The sequence below is a fragment of the Mycobacterium sp. NPDC050441 genome, assembly GCF_040655355.1.
GTDB lineage: Bacteria > Actinomycetota > Actinomycetes > Mycobacteriales > Mycobacteriaceae > Mycobacterium.
This window is the reverse complement of the sequence record NZ_JBFAJS010000007.1, coordinates 139,821-154,888: the sequence shown is the minus strand read 5'-3', so window position 1 is coordinate 154,888 and position 15,068 is coordinate 139,821. Positions and strand designations below refer to the sequence as shown.

Below are 15,068 nucleotides of genomic sequence, written 5' to 3'. Positions count from 1 at the left end.
CATGCCGAGGAGTCCCCACCCGCCGCGGCGGGCCACCCTGGCTTCGTTGGCGGCCGATCTCAAGGTTTCGCGCACCACGATCTCCAACGCCTACAACCGTCCTGACCAGTTGTCCGCAGAGCTTCGCGACCGGATCTTCGATGCGGCCAAGCGCCTGGGCTATGCCGGACCGGATCCGGTGGCAAGGTCCCTGCGGACCCGTAGGGCCGGCGCGGTGGGCCTGATCATCACCGAGCCGCTCAACTACTCGTTCAGCGATCCCGCCGCACTGGATTTCGTTGCCGGACTTGCCGAATCCTGCGAGGAGGTGGGGCAGGGGCTGCTGCTGGTGGCCATCGGGCCCAACCGCAGTTTCGAGGACGGTTCGGCGGCCGTGCTCGCCGCGGGTGTCGACGGATTCGTGGTGTATTCGGCCTCCGACGACGATCCGTATCTGCAGGTGGTGCGTCAGCGGCAGTTGCCCGTCGTGGTGGTCGATCAGCCGAAGGACGTTCCCGGGGTATCGCGGGTCAGCATCGATGATCGCGGCGGCATGCGGCGACTGGCCGAGCACGTGCTGGAGCTGGGTCATCAAGACATCGGCCTGCTGACCATGCGGCTGGGTCGGGACTGGCCGCACGAGAGCACGAAATCCGCACTGGCAGATCCGGATCGGGTGCAGTCCCCGCATTTCCATGTGCAGCGCGAACGGATTCACGGCGTGTACGACGCGATGACGGCTGCCGGTCTGGCACCGGGCAGGCTGACGGTGGTGGAGAGCTACGACCATCTGCCGACGTCCGGTGGTGCGGCCGCCGAGGTGGCGCTGGACGCCAACCCCCGCATCACCGCGCTGATGTGCACCGCCGATGTACTTGCCTTGTCGGCCATGGATTACCTGCGCTCACGCGGCATCTACGTGCCGGGGGAGATGACGGTGACGGGGTTCGACGGGGTGCCGGAGGCGTTGCGTCGCGGCCTGTCCACGGTGGTGCAGTCCAGTGTGGCCAAGGGGCGGCGGGCCGGTGAGTTGCTGCACAGCCCGCCGCGGGACGGGCTGCCGGTGATCGACGTGCTGGAAACCGAGGTGGTGCGCGGGCGGACGACGGGCCCGCCGGCCTAGGTGGTCGCGCGCGCGTCGAGCAGGTATTTCAGTGCTGCCGCAACATCTTCGGGCTCGTCCACCCGGTAACCGGCCAGGGTCTGGCCGGGCCCGACCTTGACGCCGACATCGCCGTCGTGCAACCGGCGGAACGCCTTCTCGTCGGTGACGTCGTCGCCGAAGTAGATCACCGCGGACGCCTCGTGCTCGTCGCGCAGGATGTCGATCGCCTCGCCCTTGTCGGTGGTGATCACGGCGAACTCGAGGACGGCCTTGCCCTCGGTCAGCTCCGCATCCCAGGTCGTCGACGCCGCACGTGCCTGCACCAGCGCGGAGTCGGCGTCGGCAGGTTCGGCGTTGCGGACGTGCAGGGCCACGCTGGCCGGCTTCAGCTCGACGGTCACGCCGGGCCGGACAGCCGCAATCGCGTGCAGCTCACCGGCGATCGTGTCGAGGAGGGCGCGGTCGATGGGGTGGGCGAATCCGGAGTCGAACTCGGCGCCGTGGCTGCCGACGAGGTGTACCGCCGCGGGCATGCCCGACAGATCCCGCAGCACCTCGAGTGCCCGCCCGGAGATCAGGGCGGTCGCGGTGCCGGGCAGGTCGGCCAGTGCGATGAGCGTCTCGGCAGCGTCGCGCAGCGGACGCGCGTCGGCCGGGTTGTTCACGATCGGGGCGAGGGTGCCGTCGAAATCGGAGGTGATCAGCAGGCGGTCGACGCGGGCCGCAGCCGTCAGCGCTCGGGTCAGGTCGGCGGGCAGCTCGCTCACCCGTCAGATCTTAGGTTTGTCCTCGGCGCCGATCAGCAGCCGCACCGCCAGGTCCAGTCGCTTGCTGACGTCGGTGGCCGAGGCGCGCCGGGTCAGCCAGGCCAGCAGGTTGGACAGCCACACGTCCGAGATGACCCGGGCGATGTGGTACTGGTCCTCGGTCGGCTCGCCGTCGCTCATCGCGCGGGCGAACATCGAGTCCATCAGCTTGCCGACATGATCCACCTCGCCGGCAGCGGAGGCGTCGGCGAAGACGAAGGCCCGCGTCATGGCCTCGGTGAGCAGCGGGTTGCGCTGCATGGCGCGGTTCAGCTTGCCGACCATGAAGCTCAGCCGCTGGTAGGGGGTGCCACCGGCGAGTGCGGCCCGGTCGGTCTTGGCGTCGATGCGCTCGAACTCCCGGCCGAGGGCGGACACCAGCAGGTGGACCTTGGAGGGGAAGTAGCGGTAGAGCGTGCCGACGGCGACATCGGCGCGTTCGGCCACGGCACGCATCTGGACGGCCTCGTAGCCGCCTTTGGAGGCGATGGCCAGGGTTGCATCCAGGATGCGCTTGCGGCGTTCCCGCTGAGCTTCGGAGCCGAGTTCGGATTCGGCGAGGACGGCCACGGTCATGACCTCACGCGGTCGGGTGTCAGACCCGGACGATTCGCTGCCTGCCTGCTGTGGTGCGCTGGACATGCGGTGTGTGGCCCCCTCTCGTCGCGTACCTCGTCGAAAACGATACGCACGGCGATCTCCTTCTACGCACCTCCGCGCCGGTAACCACACGGACGTGTCCTGCTGTGATGCGGGTCGACTTGACGGTCGAACACTGTCACCATTAGAACACGTTCTAGTGGGAAGCACGGACTTCTCGCTTTAGGGGCTAGGAGGTCCACCATGTCCGGCGCATCTGCCACCATCACCGACGAGCAGTTTGCCGCCCGTGACCTGGTGCGTAGCTGGGCGGCCTCTGCCGCTACAGCCACCGCCGTCCGCGACGCCGAACATGATGCCGATGCGTGGCGCCGACCGTTCCAGGGTCTCGCCGAACTAGGGATCTTCAGCGTTGCCGTCCCCGAGGAGCAGGGTGGGGCCGGCGGCACGGTCGAGGACCTGTGCGCGATGGTCGACGAGGCCGCTGCTGCGCTGGTGCCCGGCCCGGTGGCCACCACGGCCCTGGCGACCCTGCTGGTGACCGATGAGGCCGTGCTGGAGGCCCTGGTATCGGGTGAGCGCACGGCCGGTGCGGCCCTGAGTGCGGACCTGTCGCTGTCCGGCGGCCCCGAAACCGGCACGGTGTCGGGCACCGCTGACTACGTCCTGGGCGCGGACGCCGCCGGCGTGCTGTTGCTGCCTGCCGGGGACCGCGTGGTGCTGGTCGACGCGAGTGCCGCAGGCGTGACCGTGGAACTGCTCACCGCCACCGACTTCTCGCTGCCACTGGCCCGGGTCGTGCTCGATTCCGCGCCCGCGCAGGTGCTCGACGTCTCGCGGCAGCGGTTCTCCGACATCACCGCGGCCGTGCTGGCCGCCGAGGCCGCCGGCCTGGCGCGCTGGACCCTGCAGACCGCCACCGAATACGCCAAGGTGCGCGAGCAGTTCGGCAAGCCGATCGGCAGTTTCCAGGCCGTCAAGCACATGTGTGCCGAGATGCTGCTGCGTTCCGAGCAGATCTCGGTGTCGGCCGCCGACGCGGCCCGCGCGGTGTCCGAATCCGATGATTCCCAGTTGTCGATCGCTGCTGCCGTGGCGGCCGCCGCGGGCATGGACGCCGCTGAGGCCAACGCCAAGGACTGCATCCAGGTGCTCGGCGGTATCGGTATCACCTGGGAGCACGAGGCGCATCTGTATCTGCGTCGCGCATACGGGATTTCGCATGCACTCGGTGGCCGGCGCCGGTGGATCCGCCGGGTCTCCGCACTGACCCAGCAGGGTGTGCGTCGTGAACTCCGGATCGATCTGGAGTCGGTGGCAGGTCTGCGTCCGGAGATCAGTGCCGCGGTGGCCGAGGTGGCGGCGCTGCCGACCGACAAGCGGCAGGTGGCCCTGGCCGAGTCCGGTCTGTTGGCCCCGCACTGGCCACGTCCCTACGGCCGCAACGCAACTCCGGCCGAGCAGCTGCTGATCGATCAGGAGCTTGCCGCGGCCGACGTGGAGCGCCCGGATCTGGTGATCGGGTGGTGGGCGGTGCCGACCATCCTGGAGCACGGCAGTGCCGAGCAGATCGACCAGTTTGTGCCCGCCACTCTCCGCGGTGACCTGGCCTGGTGCCAGCTGTTCTCCGAGCCGGGCGCCGGATCCGACCTGGCTGCGCTGCGCATGAAAGCTGTTCGCGCAGAGGGCCCGAACGGTGAGCCGGGCTGGAAGCTGACCGGGCAGAAGGTGTGGACCTCGGCGGCGCAGAAGGCGCACTGGGGTGTGTGCCTGGCACGCACCGACGCCGATGCTCCGAAGCACAAGGGCATCACCTACTTCCTGATCGACATGAAATCGCCCGGCATCCTGATCCGCCCGCTGCGTGAGATCACCGGTGACGAGCTGTTCAACGAGGTGTTCTTCGACGACGTGTTCGTGTCCGACGAGATGGTGGTGGGCACCGTCAACGACGGCTGGCGGTTGGCGCGCACCACGCTGGCCAACGAGCGCGTGGCGATGGCCGGCGGGACGGCGCTGGGCAATCCGATGGAGGAGCTGCTGCGGACCCTCGGCGCGCAGCCTGAGGTGGATCCGGCCGATCTGGACCGCCTCGGCGGGTTGATCCTGACGGCCCAGGTGGGCTCACTGCTGGACCAGCGGATCGCGCAGTTGGCGGTCGGCGGCCAGGACACCGGCGCACAGGCCAGCGCGCGCAAGCTGATCGGCGTGCGTTATCGCCAGACGCTGGCGGAGTTCCGGCTGGAACTGTCCGAGGGCGGGGGTGCGGTGCGCAACCGCGAGGTGCACGACTTCCTCAACACGCGCTGCCTGACGATTGCCGGCGGCACCGAGCAGATCCTGCTGACCGTCGCGGGCGAGCGCTTGCTCGGCCTGCCGCGCTAACCCCGTAGGTAGCCCGCCAGCATCGCGACGATGCCGTCCTCGAGTTGTTCGGCATCGGCGGGCTTTTCACACGCCAACAGTCGGTGTGTCAGCGACTCGACGGTCGCGACCACCATGCGCGCGGCGAATGCGGTGTCGGCCACTGCCACGTCGGAGTGGCTGTCCAGCAAGGCTTTTGCCGCGCTGACGGCGTCCTCTTCGGTGTGGTGCAACCGGTTCAGCAAGGCCTGTGATCGAGGAGCTTCTTCGAACAGCACGCGGTGCAGACGGGTGTCATCGCGGTGGTTGTCGATGGTCGCCCGGACGAACAGCCGAAGCAGGTCTTCGAGTGATTCGGGCAGACCTGCGTCGGTGCGCTCGTGCAGCAGCGCCGCACCGGCGTCGACGTGCGCGTCGGTGAGCGCCGACAGGATCGCGTCTTTGTTCGGGAAGTACTGATACAGCGAGCCGATCGAGAGATCGGCCGCCGCCGCAATGCGGTTGGTGGTGCCCGCGGCATACCCGTATTGGGCGAAAATGCGAGCCGCCGCGTCGAGGATGGCCTGCCGGGTTTCGACGGCACGCTGTTGTCTTGGCTGCTTGCGGGGACGAAATCGGTCGGTCGGGGTCATCGTCACCTCCGCACGAAAAGCGAGTAGTCAGCCGCTGCGCGGCCCTCGAAAATTGGTGACATGCAGCGCATCCACGTTGAAACGATTCTGCCCGCCGACACAGAACGAGTGTGGCAGGCCATGCAGCAGGTCCCGACGTTTCTCTATGTCTGCCGCGGCCTTTTCGGCGTGCCGGCTCTGGCCGGCCGCACCGAACCGTTCGAGGCCGGGGACCAGGGCGCGGGTTGGCTGTTCGCCTTCCATGTGATCCCGGCCTACCGGCACACCATCGAGGTTCTCGATGTCGACGACACCACCCGCACGATCCGCACCCACGAGTACGGCGGAGTGCTGCGGTCCTGGGACCACACCTTGCATGTCGAACCGGTCACCGATCAGTCGTGCCGGTACAGCGACACCGTCGAGATCGACGCCGGCCGACTCACTTCGGTGGTGGTGGCGCTTGCCCGCGGGATCTACGCGTACCGGCACCGCCGGTGGCGCAAGCTCGTTGACATGCATCTGCGCGCGTGAGCGCCGATCAGAACCCGGTCTGCGTGCAGGCGGTTGGCGTGATCAGGTTGACCCCGCCCCACACCACGTGGATGTCCGAGCAGATGATGAACTGATCCTTGGTGTTCGGCTGGCCGGTCCGCCACTCGGTGGGCGTCGACACGCCCTCGATGCTGAAGCGTTCGATCGGCCCGCCGCCGAAGTAGGTCGCCGAGATCTCGACCTTGTTGACCGATCGGTACAACTTCGACAGGACGTTGTCGTGGTTGGAGCCCTTGATCTCCCGCGGCATCCCGGCCGGTGCGCTGTAGGACGCTTCCTGCCAGGTGTCCTTGTTGGTGCTGCGCAGGGTGACGGTCTGACGCGCCCACGCGTCACCCGGGAATCCGGTGGGGCCGTCCGGCGTCAGCAGGTTGGCCGATGTGTTGAACGTGCACTGCGTACCCGCGCAGTCCGCGTTGACGTGCATCTCGATCGTGCCCTGCGGGCTCGGGACCGAGGTGACGGCCGAGTTTGCGGCCGCCGGGGCCGACGCGGGGAACGCCAGCGCAGCCGCGGTCAGCACTGCTGCCGTGCTCGCTGCGGAAAGCCTGTTGATCGTCATCGTCAAGAAAGGTATCCGCTCGTTACTCGTCGTAGGTGACTTCGACTGAATCCGACACCGGCGTGGCCTGGCAACCCAGGATCAGGCCCTCGTCCAGATCGGATGGTTCGAGCACGTCGTTGATCTTCATCTCGACGTCCCCGGACTTCTTGAGCACCGCGCAGGCGCCGCAATGGCCTTCGCGGCAGGAGAACGGCGCGTCCAGGCCCTTGTCCAGCAGGACGTCGAGGAGCGTGGCCGACCGTGGCCAACGGACCTCGTGGGTGGTGCCGTCCAGGGTGACGATCGCGGTGGCCGGCCCCTCGTCGCTGTCGTCTTCTTCGATCACCACGGCGGCGAACGGGTCGGAGTCCAGCGACTTGAACACCTCGATGTGGATGCGCTCGTCGGCGGCGCCGGCCTGCTTCAACGCCTGCTCGGCTGCCGCCATGAACGGTCCGGGCCCGCAGATGAAGGCCTCGCGCGCGGCAAAGGGGGCGACGAGCGCGGCGAGTGCGGCCGGGCTGGGCAGGCCTTGCACGGTCTCCAGCCAGTGCACGACGGTGAACCGGTCGGGGTACTTGGCCGCCAGTTCACGCAGGGTCGTGCCGAAGATGACCGAGTTCTCGTCGCGGTTGGCGTAGACGAGGACGACCTTGCCGGTGCCCTCGGCGAGTGCGGACTTGCAGATCGCCATCATCGGGGTGATGCCGCTGCCCGCGGCCAACAGCAGGAAGTCGGTGTTCAGGTCGCGCGGGACGAATGTGCCCGACGGGGCCAGCACGTGCATCTTCATTCCGGCATGTGCGTTGTCGCACAGCCAGTTCGAGGCGTAGCCGTCGACGGTCCGCTTGACCGTGACGGTCAGCTGATCGTCGGTCACCGGCGAGCTGGACAGCGAATAGCAACGGGCCACGGAGCCGGTGCGATCGCTGGGCACCCGCAGGGTCAGGAACTGGCCCGGGGCGTAGCGCAACCGGTCGGCGGGGATGTCCGAACCTTCGGGAATGCTGAACACCAGGGACCGCGCGTCGGCCGTCTCCTCGATGACCGCGCTCACCTGCAGTTCGAGTACATGGCTGCCCAGTGGCTCATCGGTCACGGCTGGACCCTCTCTTCACTCATAACTAGAACATGTTACAAAAACGTACTTGCCCTGGTCCAGCCCACCATTGCCAGGCGCTGCTCGACACAAATCGTAACGTGTTCTAATCTCAGTCTAGGCGGTCAGCTCGCGCTCATCCGCAGTCCGAATCTTGGGAGGCATTTCCGTGACATCCATTGAACAGCGTGACGTGCAGGCAGTTCTGGCCGGCATCGATGAACTGTTGCCGACGCTGCGTGAGCGCGCTCAGGAGACCGAGGATCTGCGCAAGTTGCCCGACGCGAACGTCAAGGCGCTGGAGGACATCGGTTTCTTCAAGCTGCTGCAGCCCGAGCAGTGGGGCGGCCTGCAGTGCGACCCGACGGTTTTCTACGAGGCGGTACGGCGGCTGGCCAGCGCCTGCGGTTCCACCGGATGGGTGGCCGGCATCATCGGTGTGCACAACTGGCACCTGGCGCTGTTCGACCAGCAGGCTCAGGAAGATGTCTGGGGCGAGGACACCTCGGTCCGGATCTCCTCGTCCTACGCCCCGATGGGTGCCGGTGTGGTGACCGAGACCGGTGACGGCTACCTCGTCAACGGCGCCTGGAACTGGTCCTCGGGTTGCGATCACGCCAGCTGGGCCTTCCTGGGCGGCCCGGTCATCAAGGACGGCCGGCCGGTCGATTTCGGCAGCTTCCTGATCCCGCGCACCGATTACCAGATCGACGACGTCTGGAACGTCGTCGGCCTGCGCGGCACCGGCAGCAACACCGTTGTGGTCAAGGACGTGTTCGTGCCCAAGCACCGCTTCCTGTCCTACAAGGCGATGAACGACGGCACCGCCGGCGGTTATGAGACCAACACCGCTCCGGTGTACAAGATGCCTTGGGGCACAATCCACCCCACCACCATCTCGGCTCCCATCGTCGGTATGGCCTACGGCGCCTACGACGCGCACGTCGAGCACCAGGGCAAGCGTGTCCGCGCGGCCTTCGCCGGTGAGAAGGCCAAGGACGATCCGTTCGCCAAGATCCGGATCGCCGAGGCGGCCAGCGACATCGACGCCGCGTGGCGTCAGCTCTCGGGCAATGTCGCCGACGAGTACGCACTGCTGGTCGCCGGTGAGGAGATCCCGTTCGAGCTGCGGGCCCGCGCCCGTCGCGATCAGGTGCGTGCCACCGGCCGTGCGATCGCCTCGATCGACCGCCTCTTCGAGGCCTCGGGTGCCACCGCGCTGTCCAATGACGCTCCGGTGCAGCGCTTCTGGCGTGACGCGCACGCCGGTCGGGTGCACGCCGCCAACGATCCCGAGCGTGCCTACCTGATCTTCGGCAACAACGAGTTCGGCCTGCCCCCGGCCGACACGATGGTCTGATACATGACTGTGTCTGTTTCAACCACTCCAAGTGCCCCTACCTTCGAATCCACCTCGCGGTACGCCCAGGTCAGAGATGACATGCGGCTGCACTACCACGAGGCCGGTGACCCGAATGCGCAGACCATCGTGCTCTTGCACGGCGGTGGCCCCGGCGCCTCGAGCTGGTCGAACTTCGGCCGCAACATCGCGGTGCTGGCCGAGCACTACCACGTGCTCGCGGTCGATCAGCCCGGTTACGGGCACTCCGACAAGCACACCGAGCACGAGCAGTACAACCGCTACAGCGCCAAGGCGTTGCTCGGGCTGTTCGACCACCTCGGTCTGCAGGGCCGTATCCCGCTGCTGGGCAACTCGCTCGGCGGCGGCACCGCGGTGCGCTTCGCGCTGGATTACCCGGACCGTGCGGGCAAGCTGATCCTGATGGGCCCGGGCGGCCTGAGCGTCAACTTGTTCGCGCCGGACCCGACCGAGGGCGTCAAGGCCCTGGCCAAGTTCAACTTCGAACCGACGCGCGAGAACCTCGAAGCCTTCATCCGGATCATGGTGTTCGACCAGAAGCTGGTCACCCCGGAGCTGGTCGACGAGCGGTTCGCGATCGCCAGCACGCCCGAATCGCTGGCTGCCACCCGCGCGATGGGTAAGTCGTTCGCGGGTGCGGATTTCGAGCTCGGCATGATGTGGCGCGAGGTCTACAAGCTGCGCCAGCCGGTGCTGCTGATCTGGGGCCGTGAGGACCGGGTCAATCCGCTCGACGGCGCACTGGTCGCGCTCAAGCAGATTCCGCGGGTACAGCTGCACGTCTTCGGGCAGTGTGGACACTGGGCTCAGGTCGAGAAGTTCGACGAGTTCAACAAGCTCACTGTGGATTTCCTGTCAGACATTCCTGGAAGGGGCTGACCGATGAGCATCAAGGCACTCGGCTACATGCGCATCGAGGCCACCGATGTGGCTGCATGGCGGCAGTTCGGTGTGAAAGTGCTCGGCATGGTGGAGGGCGAGGGTTCCATCCCTGACGCGCTCTACCTGCGGATGGATGACTTCGCGGCTCGTCTGGTGATCGTGCCCGGCGACCAGGACCGGCTGCTGATCTCCGGCTGGGAGGTCGCCGATGCTCCCGCGCTGCAGGGTGTGCGCGAGAGCCTGTCCAAGGCCGGCGTCGATTTCGTCGAGGGCACCAAGGACGAGATCCGCGAGCGTCGGGTCGAGGGCTTCATCCGGTTCTCCGATCCCGCCGGCAATGTCCTCGAGGCGTTCTACGGTGCGCAGTACCTGGGCCGCCGGTTCGTCAGCCCCTACGGTCACAAGTTCGTGACTGCCGAGCAGGGCCTCGGGCACGTGGTGCTGACCTGCAATGACGATGCCGCAGCGCAGGCGTTCTACCAGGATGTGCTGGGCTTCAAGCTGCGTGACTCGATGCAGCTGCCCCCGCAGCTCGCGGGTCGCCCGGCTGACGGAGATCCGGTGTGGCTGCGCTTCTACGGCTGCAACCCGCGCCACCACGCACTGGCCTTCATGCCGATGCCCAACCCGACCGGCATCGTGCACCTGATGGTCGAGGTGGAGAACTCCGACGACGTCGGCTTGTGCCTGGATCGTGCCAACCGCCGGAACGTGAAGATGTCGGCGACGCTGGGCCGGCACATCAACGACAAGATGCTGTCCTTCTACATGAAGACCCCGGGTGGGTTCGACATGGAATTCGGTTGTGAGGGACTGGAAGTCGAGGACGAGAGCTGGATCGCCCGCGAGAGCGTGGGGATCAGTCTCTGGGGCCACGACTTCTCCGTCGGATTCAAGTGACGCGGGCCTTCTCATGACCCAGGCTCAGCCGCTCGACCCGCGCACATTCCGAAATGTGCTCGGCCAGTTCTGTACTGGCGTCACGGTGATCACCACCCTGCACGATGACGCGCCGGTCGGCTTTGCCTGCCAGTCATTCGCGGCGCTGTCGCTCGACCCGCCGTTGGTGTTGTTCTGCCCCACCAAGCAGTCGCGGGCGTGGCAGGCGATCGAGGCCAGCGGGAAGTTCTGCGTGAACATGCTGCACGAGAATCAGCAGCATGTGTCCGCCCAGTTCGGCTCCAAGGCGCCGGACAAGTTCGCCGGGATCGACTGGTCCCCTTCGGAACTCGGCTCTCCGGTGATCGACGGGAGCCTCGCGCACATCGACTGCAATGTGCATTCCGTGCACGACGGCGGGGACCACTTCGTGGTGTTCGGCTCGGTGCATTCGCTGTCCGAAGTCCCCAAACGCAAGCCTCGGCCGCTGCTGTTCTACCGCGGCGAGTACACCGGGATCGAGCCGGACAAGAACACCCCGGCGCAGTGGCGCGATGATCTGGATGCGTTCCTGACGGCGACCACGCCCGATACCTGGCTCTGACTTTTCGTCGTTGACACAACTGGGCCCCCTCCCACGGGAGGGGGCCCAGTTCGTGTCTCAGCACATATTTACGTGCCAGAAAGTCAGGGTAGGCATACCTATTGATATTTAGGGAAACCTAAGCTAATTTTTGGTCGTTCCTCAGTCAATTATCAGTTTCAGGAGTTTCCGTGCCCCTACCTGCCCTCTCCTCCGGCGACACCCTCGCGGTGAGCCGGAAGGATCGGTTCCTTCTCGCCGGTGTCGCCATGGTGGGCGTCGGCGCCATCGCGGTGACCCCGGTTGCCCAGAACACGACGCTCATTCAGCAGGCGCAGAGCTTCGCCTACGACCTGACGGCGGCGACGATGGACGCCACTGCCTCGCCGGTCGACGTCTACGGGACGCTGGTCGGCAACACGTTCAGCAACCTCGAGCTTCTGGGTAAGGCGCTCGCAGCCAATCCGGCACCGTTGCTGAGTCAGGTGTTGGAGAACCAGCAGGGTTACGCGGGGAAGTTCGGCGCGGCGTTCGAGGCCATCCCCACCAACCTGCAGAACTGGTACAACGGCCCCAACGGGCAGGAGCGGTTGGCCCAGGCGCAGGCCGCACTCGAGGCCGGCGACATCGGCGAGGCGTACCGGTGGTTCAACCACTCCATGCTGTACGCGTTCCAGGGCGCCTTCGGTTCGCTGATCGCTCCCGGGTTCATCCTCTCGGGCGTTCCGCGTGGCGGCACCGAGTACCTGGCCGGGATCCCGGAGCAGATGGCACAGAACTTCACGAATCTGATCGCCGCGACCTTCACCTCGAGCGTCGTCGTGAGTGCCGTGTTCCAGGGTGCCTTCGCGACCGTCAGTGGCCCGGCGTTCGAGCTCGCTCGAGTTGCTGAGGCGATCAGCACCAGCGTGGCCGCCGGAGATGCGCAGGGGGCCTTCAACGCCGTCGTGAACACGCCGGGCATCCTCGTCAACGCTGCGCTCAACGGATTCAAGTACTCCGACCCCGACCCCGAGACGGGTACCGGGGGCTACACCGAGTGGCCGGCCCTCCTCACCTGGGCCGATCCCGGCGAGCAGGGTGGCGCCCGGATTGTCGCGGGTCTTCTGCAGAACCTGCTGGTGAACATCCCCAAGAGCCTGGCCGACGCCATCGACAACACCCCGGAGGCGCCCGCCCCGACGTCGGCGCCGTCGTCGGTGCCCGCGAGCGTCGCTGCTCAGCTGGTTTCCGCGGTTTCGCCCAAGGCGGCGTTGACCGAGTCGGTCGTCGAGTCCACGAAGGAAGCCGCCCCGGCTATCGAGGCTCCGAAGGCCGAGACTGTGGCTGTCGAGACTCCGAAGGCCGTAACCCCGGCTGTCGAGACTCCGAAGGTCGAAACCCCGGCTGTCGAGGCCGTGAAGGTTGAGACGCCGGTTGCCAGTGCCGTTCCGGCGGCGACGGATGAGGCTGCGAGCGAGTCTGCCACCACGCCGGCGACCGGCAAGTCGGTCAGTACCGATGCCAATGCCGATGCCAAGGCCACCGGCAAGACCAAGATCGCGGACCGGATCAAGGCCAAGGTCAACGAGGCCAAGGAAGCCAGGCAGGCCAAGACCAAGGAAGCCAAGGAAGCCAAGGTCAAGGCGAAGGAAACCAAGGCCAAGGCCAAGGAGACCAAGGCTGACAAGTCCAACGACTCCAAGGGGAGTTCGGGCTCCGAGTCCTAGTAAGTAGCACGGTGTGTAGCTGGGCCCCATCCGCCAGGGTGGGGCCCAGTTTCGTCCATGGTCATGACCGAATCTGATCAATCGATCAAGGCAATCCTTGACAGTACTGGTTATGTGATGCCAAGGTTTGATCAATTGATCAAATCGTTGACGAGAGGACACACATGACTGGTCGGGTGGAGGGCAGGGTTGCCCTCGTTACCGGTGCGGCGCGCGGACAGGGGCGCAGCCATGCGCTGCGGCTGGCGCAAGAGGGTGCTGACATCATCGCGGTCGACGTCTGCGCCCCGGTCACCGACACCAGTGCGATTCCGGCGTCCACCCCGGATGACCTGGCCGAAACGGCGGATCTCATCAAGGGTCTCAACCGCCGCATCGTCACCGCGGAACTGGATGTGCGTGACTTCGATGCGCTCAAGGAGGCCGTCGACAGCGGTGTCGAGCAGCTGGGCCGCCTCGACATCGTGGTGGCCAACGCCGGCATCGGCAACGGTGGCGATGTCCTGCACGAGACCAAGCAGTCCGACTGGGACGACATGATCGGCGTCAATCTGTCCGGCGTCTGGAAGACGGTGAAAGCCGCAGTGCCGCACATTCTTTCAGGTGGCCGCGGGGGTTCGATCATCCTGACCAGCTCGGTCGGCGGGCTCAAGGCCTATCCGCATACCGGTCACTACATCGCGGCCAAGCACGGTGTCATCGGTCTGATGCGCAGCTTCGCGGTGGAGTTGGGTCAGCACTCGATCCGGGTGAACTCGGTCTGTCCGACGAACGTGAACACCCCGATGTTCATGAACGAGGGCACGATGAAGCTGTTCCGTCCCGACCTGGAGAACCCGGGTCCCGACGACATGGCCGTGGTCGCCCAGTTGATGCACGTCCTGCCGGTCGGCTGGGTGGAGCCCGTCGACATCAGCAATGCGGTGCTGTTCCTGGCTTCCGACGAGGCCCGCTACATCACCGGTCTGCCGGTCACCGTAGACGCGGGCAGCATGCTCAAGTAGCGGCCGACTCGCTGCCGAACCGGCGCAGAAACCGTTCGACGAAGGCGCGGAACTCGGCGTGGCCCTCGGTCACGCCGACCGCCTCCTCGTTGCACAGGCTGCGGGCGGACTGGGTGAGCAGCATCGACATCACGACGGGCGGGAACTCCTCCATGTCCACGCCGTGAGCGCGTAGTACGCCGGCCATGGCCGCTGCCTCGATGTCGCGGACCCGCTCGGAGTAGGCCTTGAGTTCGACACCGATCTCCTTGCGGTGATTGGCAAGCGCCATGAACTCGGTGTTGAGCCCGGTCACCCGCGAGTCGGAGTTGATCAGCCACAGGGCCCGGAGCGGATCGTCGGTGGTGATGGCCTCGCGCAGCCGGGCCAGTGCAGCGTCGGCACCGCTGCGCAGCACCGAGATGAACAGGTCGTCGAGGGTGTCGAAGTAGTAGTAGACCAGCGCCGACCGGACACCGGCCACGGCCGCGATCCGCCGGGTGGTGGCGGCGGCGTACCCCTCGTCCCGGATGACCTGGGCGGTTGCCTCGATCAGGCGCTTGCGGGTGCCCGCGTCCTTCTCCTTGGCGGCGCGTGCGGCCGGCATCAGCTCAGCCTCCGAAAACCATTGCCCGACAACGGATGTTTCTGGCCATGTGATTTCCTTGACCGCCGAAGGTCGGGGGTGGTAAGCATGAGCCATCCTAACGGTTTGATCGATTGATCAAATTTAGAACTGAGGAAACAGATGCCCGAAGACATGAGCACGACCCAGGTCCGGGTCGATGCCGGCCTGTGCGAGGGCCATGCGCTGTGCATCCAACTTGCCCCTGAGGTGTTCGACCTGTCTGACGACGAGGTGGCCAGCTCCGCCCCGGTGGACGGACGGTGGGATCAAGGTACCTGGGACAACGTCAAATCCGCCGTCGACGCCTGCCCGCGCCAGGCGATCAGCCTGCTCAACACCAGCACGAAAGGCCAGTGAGCC

General features: G+C 66.5%; 16 protein-coding genes. 10 read left to right on the top strand and 6 right to left on the bottom strand.

The features are described from left to right. Position 1: 1 nt before the first annotated feature. Complete coding sequence (locus tag AB0I14_RS21500; RefSeq protein ID WP_358025744.1) at positions 2-1,102, top strand: LacI family DNA-binding transcriptional regulator; 1,101 nt, start codon at positions 2-4, stop codon at positions 1,100-1,102. Here AB0I14_RS21500 and otsB read toward each other — a convergent pair. Then, entirely contained in the window at positions 1,099-1,851 is a 753-nt protein-coding gene (gene otsB / locus AB0I14_RS21495; protein WP_358025742.1) for a trehalose-phosphatase, read from the bottom strand. The genes AB0I14_RS21500 and otsB overlap by 4 nt on opposite strands. 3 nt (positions 1,852-1,854) lie before the next feature. Beyond that, positions 1,855-2,460, bottom strand: coding sequence for a cholesterol catabolism transcriptional regulator KstR (gene kstR / locus AB0I14_RS21490; protein WP_164480958.1), 606 nt, complete (start codon positions 2,458-2,460; stop codon positions 1,855-1,857). Between the two features lie 273 nt (positions 2,461-2,733). Here kstR and AB0I14_RS21485 point away from each other — a divergent pair, with 273 nt between their 5' ends. After that, on the top strand, positions 2,734-4,875 hold the full coding sequence (locus tag AB0I14_RS21485; protein ID WP_358025740.1) for an acyl-CoA dehydrogenase: 2,142 nt from the start codon (positions 2,734-2,736) through the stop codon (positions 4,873-4,875). Here the strand turns inward: AB0I14_RS21485 and AB0I14_RS21480 are convergent. Then, on the bottom strand, positions 4,872-5,486 hold the full coding sequence (locus tag AB0I14_RS21480) for a TetR/AcrR family transcriptional regulator (protein WP_358025738.1): 615 nt from the start codon (positions 5,484-5,486) through the stop codon (positions 4,872-4,874). The genes AB0I14_RS21485 and AB0I14_RS21480 overlap by 4 nt on opposite strands. Before the next feature lie 60 nt (positions 5,487-5,546). Between AB0I14_RS21480 and AB0I14_RS21475 the strand changes: the two genes are divergently transcribed. Further along, positions 5,547-5,999, top strand: coding sequence for a hypothetical protein (locus tag AB0I14_RS21475; RefSeq protein ID WP_358025736.1), 453 nt, complete (start codon positions 5,547-5,549; stop codon positions 5,997-5,999). Positions 6,000-6,006: 7 nt separating this feature from the next. Here the strand turns inward: AB0I14_RS21475 and AB0I14_RS21470 are convergent, their stop codons facing one another. Continuing rightward, positions 6,007-6,576 carry a hypothetical protein gene (locus AB0I14_RS21470; protein ID WP_358026372.1) on the bottom strand — a complete coding sequence of 190 codons (570 nt, stop codon included), beginning with the start codon at positions 6,574-6,576 and terminating at the stop codon, positions 6,007-6,009. Positions 6,577-6,604: 28 nt separating this feature from the next. Continuing rightward, complete coding sequence (locus AB0I14_RS21465; RefSeq protein ID WP_358025734.1) at positions 6,605-7,663, bottom strand: ferredoxin--NADP reductase; 1,059 nt, start codon at positions 7,661-7,663, stop codon at positions 6,605-6,607. Between the two features lie 169 nt (positions 7,664-7,832). Between AB0I14_RS21465 and hsaA the strand changes: the two genes are divergently transcribed. From hsaA to AB0I14_RS21435, 6 genes are all read left to right on the top strand, one after another. Then, entirely contained in the window at positions 7,833-9,023 is a 1,191-nt protein-coding gene (hsaA, locus tag AB0I14_RS21460) for a 3-hydroxy-9,10-secoandrosta-1,3,5(10)-triene-9,17-dione monooxygenase oxygenase subunit (protein ID WP_064883807.1), read from the top strand. 3 nt (positions 9,024-9,026) lie between these two features. Then, positions 9,027-9,923, top strand: coding sequence for a 4,5:9,10-diseco-3-hydroxy-5,9,17-trioxoandrosta-1(10),2-diene-4-oate hydrolase (hsaD, locus tag AB0I14_RS21455; RefSeq protein ID WP_358025732.1), 897 nt, complete (start codon positions 9,027-9,029; stop codon positions 9,921-9,923). 3 nt (positions 9,924-9,926) lie between these two features. Then, positions 9,927-10,826 carry an iron-dependent extradiol dioxygenase HsaC gene (hsaC, locus tag AB0I14_RS21450; RefSeq protein ID WP_358025730.1) on the top strand — a complete coding sequence of 300 codons (900 nt, stop codon included), beginning with the start codon at positions 9,927-9,929 and terminating at the stop codon, positions 10,824-10,826. A gap of 13 nt (positions 10,827-10,839) precedes the next feature. After that, the gene (hsaB, locus tag AB0I14_RS21445; RefSeq protein WP_358025728.1) at positions 10,840-11,409 is read left to right on the top strand and encodes a 3-hydroxy-9,10-secoandrosta-1,3,5(10)-triene-9,17-dione monooxygenase reductase subunit; all 570 of its coding nucleotides are present in this window, start codon (positions 10,840-10,842) and stop codon (positions 11,407-11,409) included. Positions 11,410-11,579: 170 nt separating this feature from the next. Next, a complete protein-coding gene (locus AB0I14_RS21440; RefSeq protein WP_358025726.1) occupies positions 11,580-13,097 on the top strand; it encodes a hypothetical protein in 1,518 nt (505 codons plus the stop codon). 164 nt (positions 13,098-13,261) lie between these two features. Beyond that, positions 13,262-14,101 carry a mycofactocin-coupled SDR family oxidoreductase gene (locus AB0I14_RS21435; protein WP_358025724.1) on the top strand — a complete coding sequence of 280 codons (840 nt, stop codon included), beginning with the start codon at positions 13,262-13,264 and terminating at the stop codon, positions 14,099-14,101. Here the strand turns inward: AB0I14_RS21435 and AB0I14_RS21430 are convergent. Next, entirely contained in the window at positions 14,094-14,687 is a 594-nt protein-coding gene (locus tag AB0I14_RS21430; RefSeq protein WP_358025722.1) for a TetR/AcrR family transcriptional regulator, read from the bottom strand. The genes AB0I14_RS21435 and AB0I14_RS21430 overlap by 8 nt on opposite strands. Before the next feature lie 153 nt (positions 14,688-14,840). Between AB0I14_RS21430 and AB0I14_RS21425 the strand changes: the two genes are divergently transcribed. Continuing rightward, positions 14,841-15,065: a ferredoxin gene (locus AB0I14_RS21425; RefSeq protein WP_358025720.1), complete on the top strand. Its 225-nt coding sequence runs from the start codon at positions 14,841-14,843 to the stop codon at positions 15,063-15,065. The last annotated feature ends 3 nt before the right edge of the window (positions 15,066-15,068 follow it).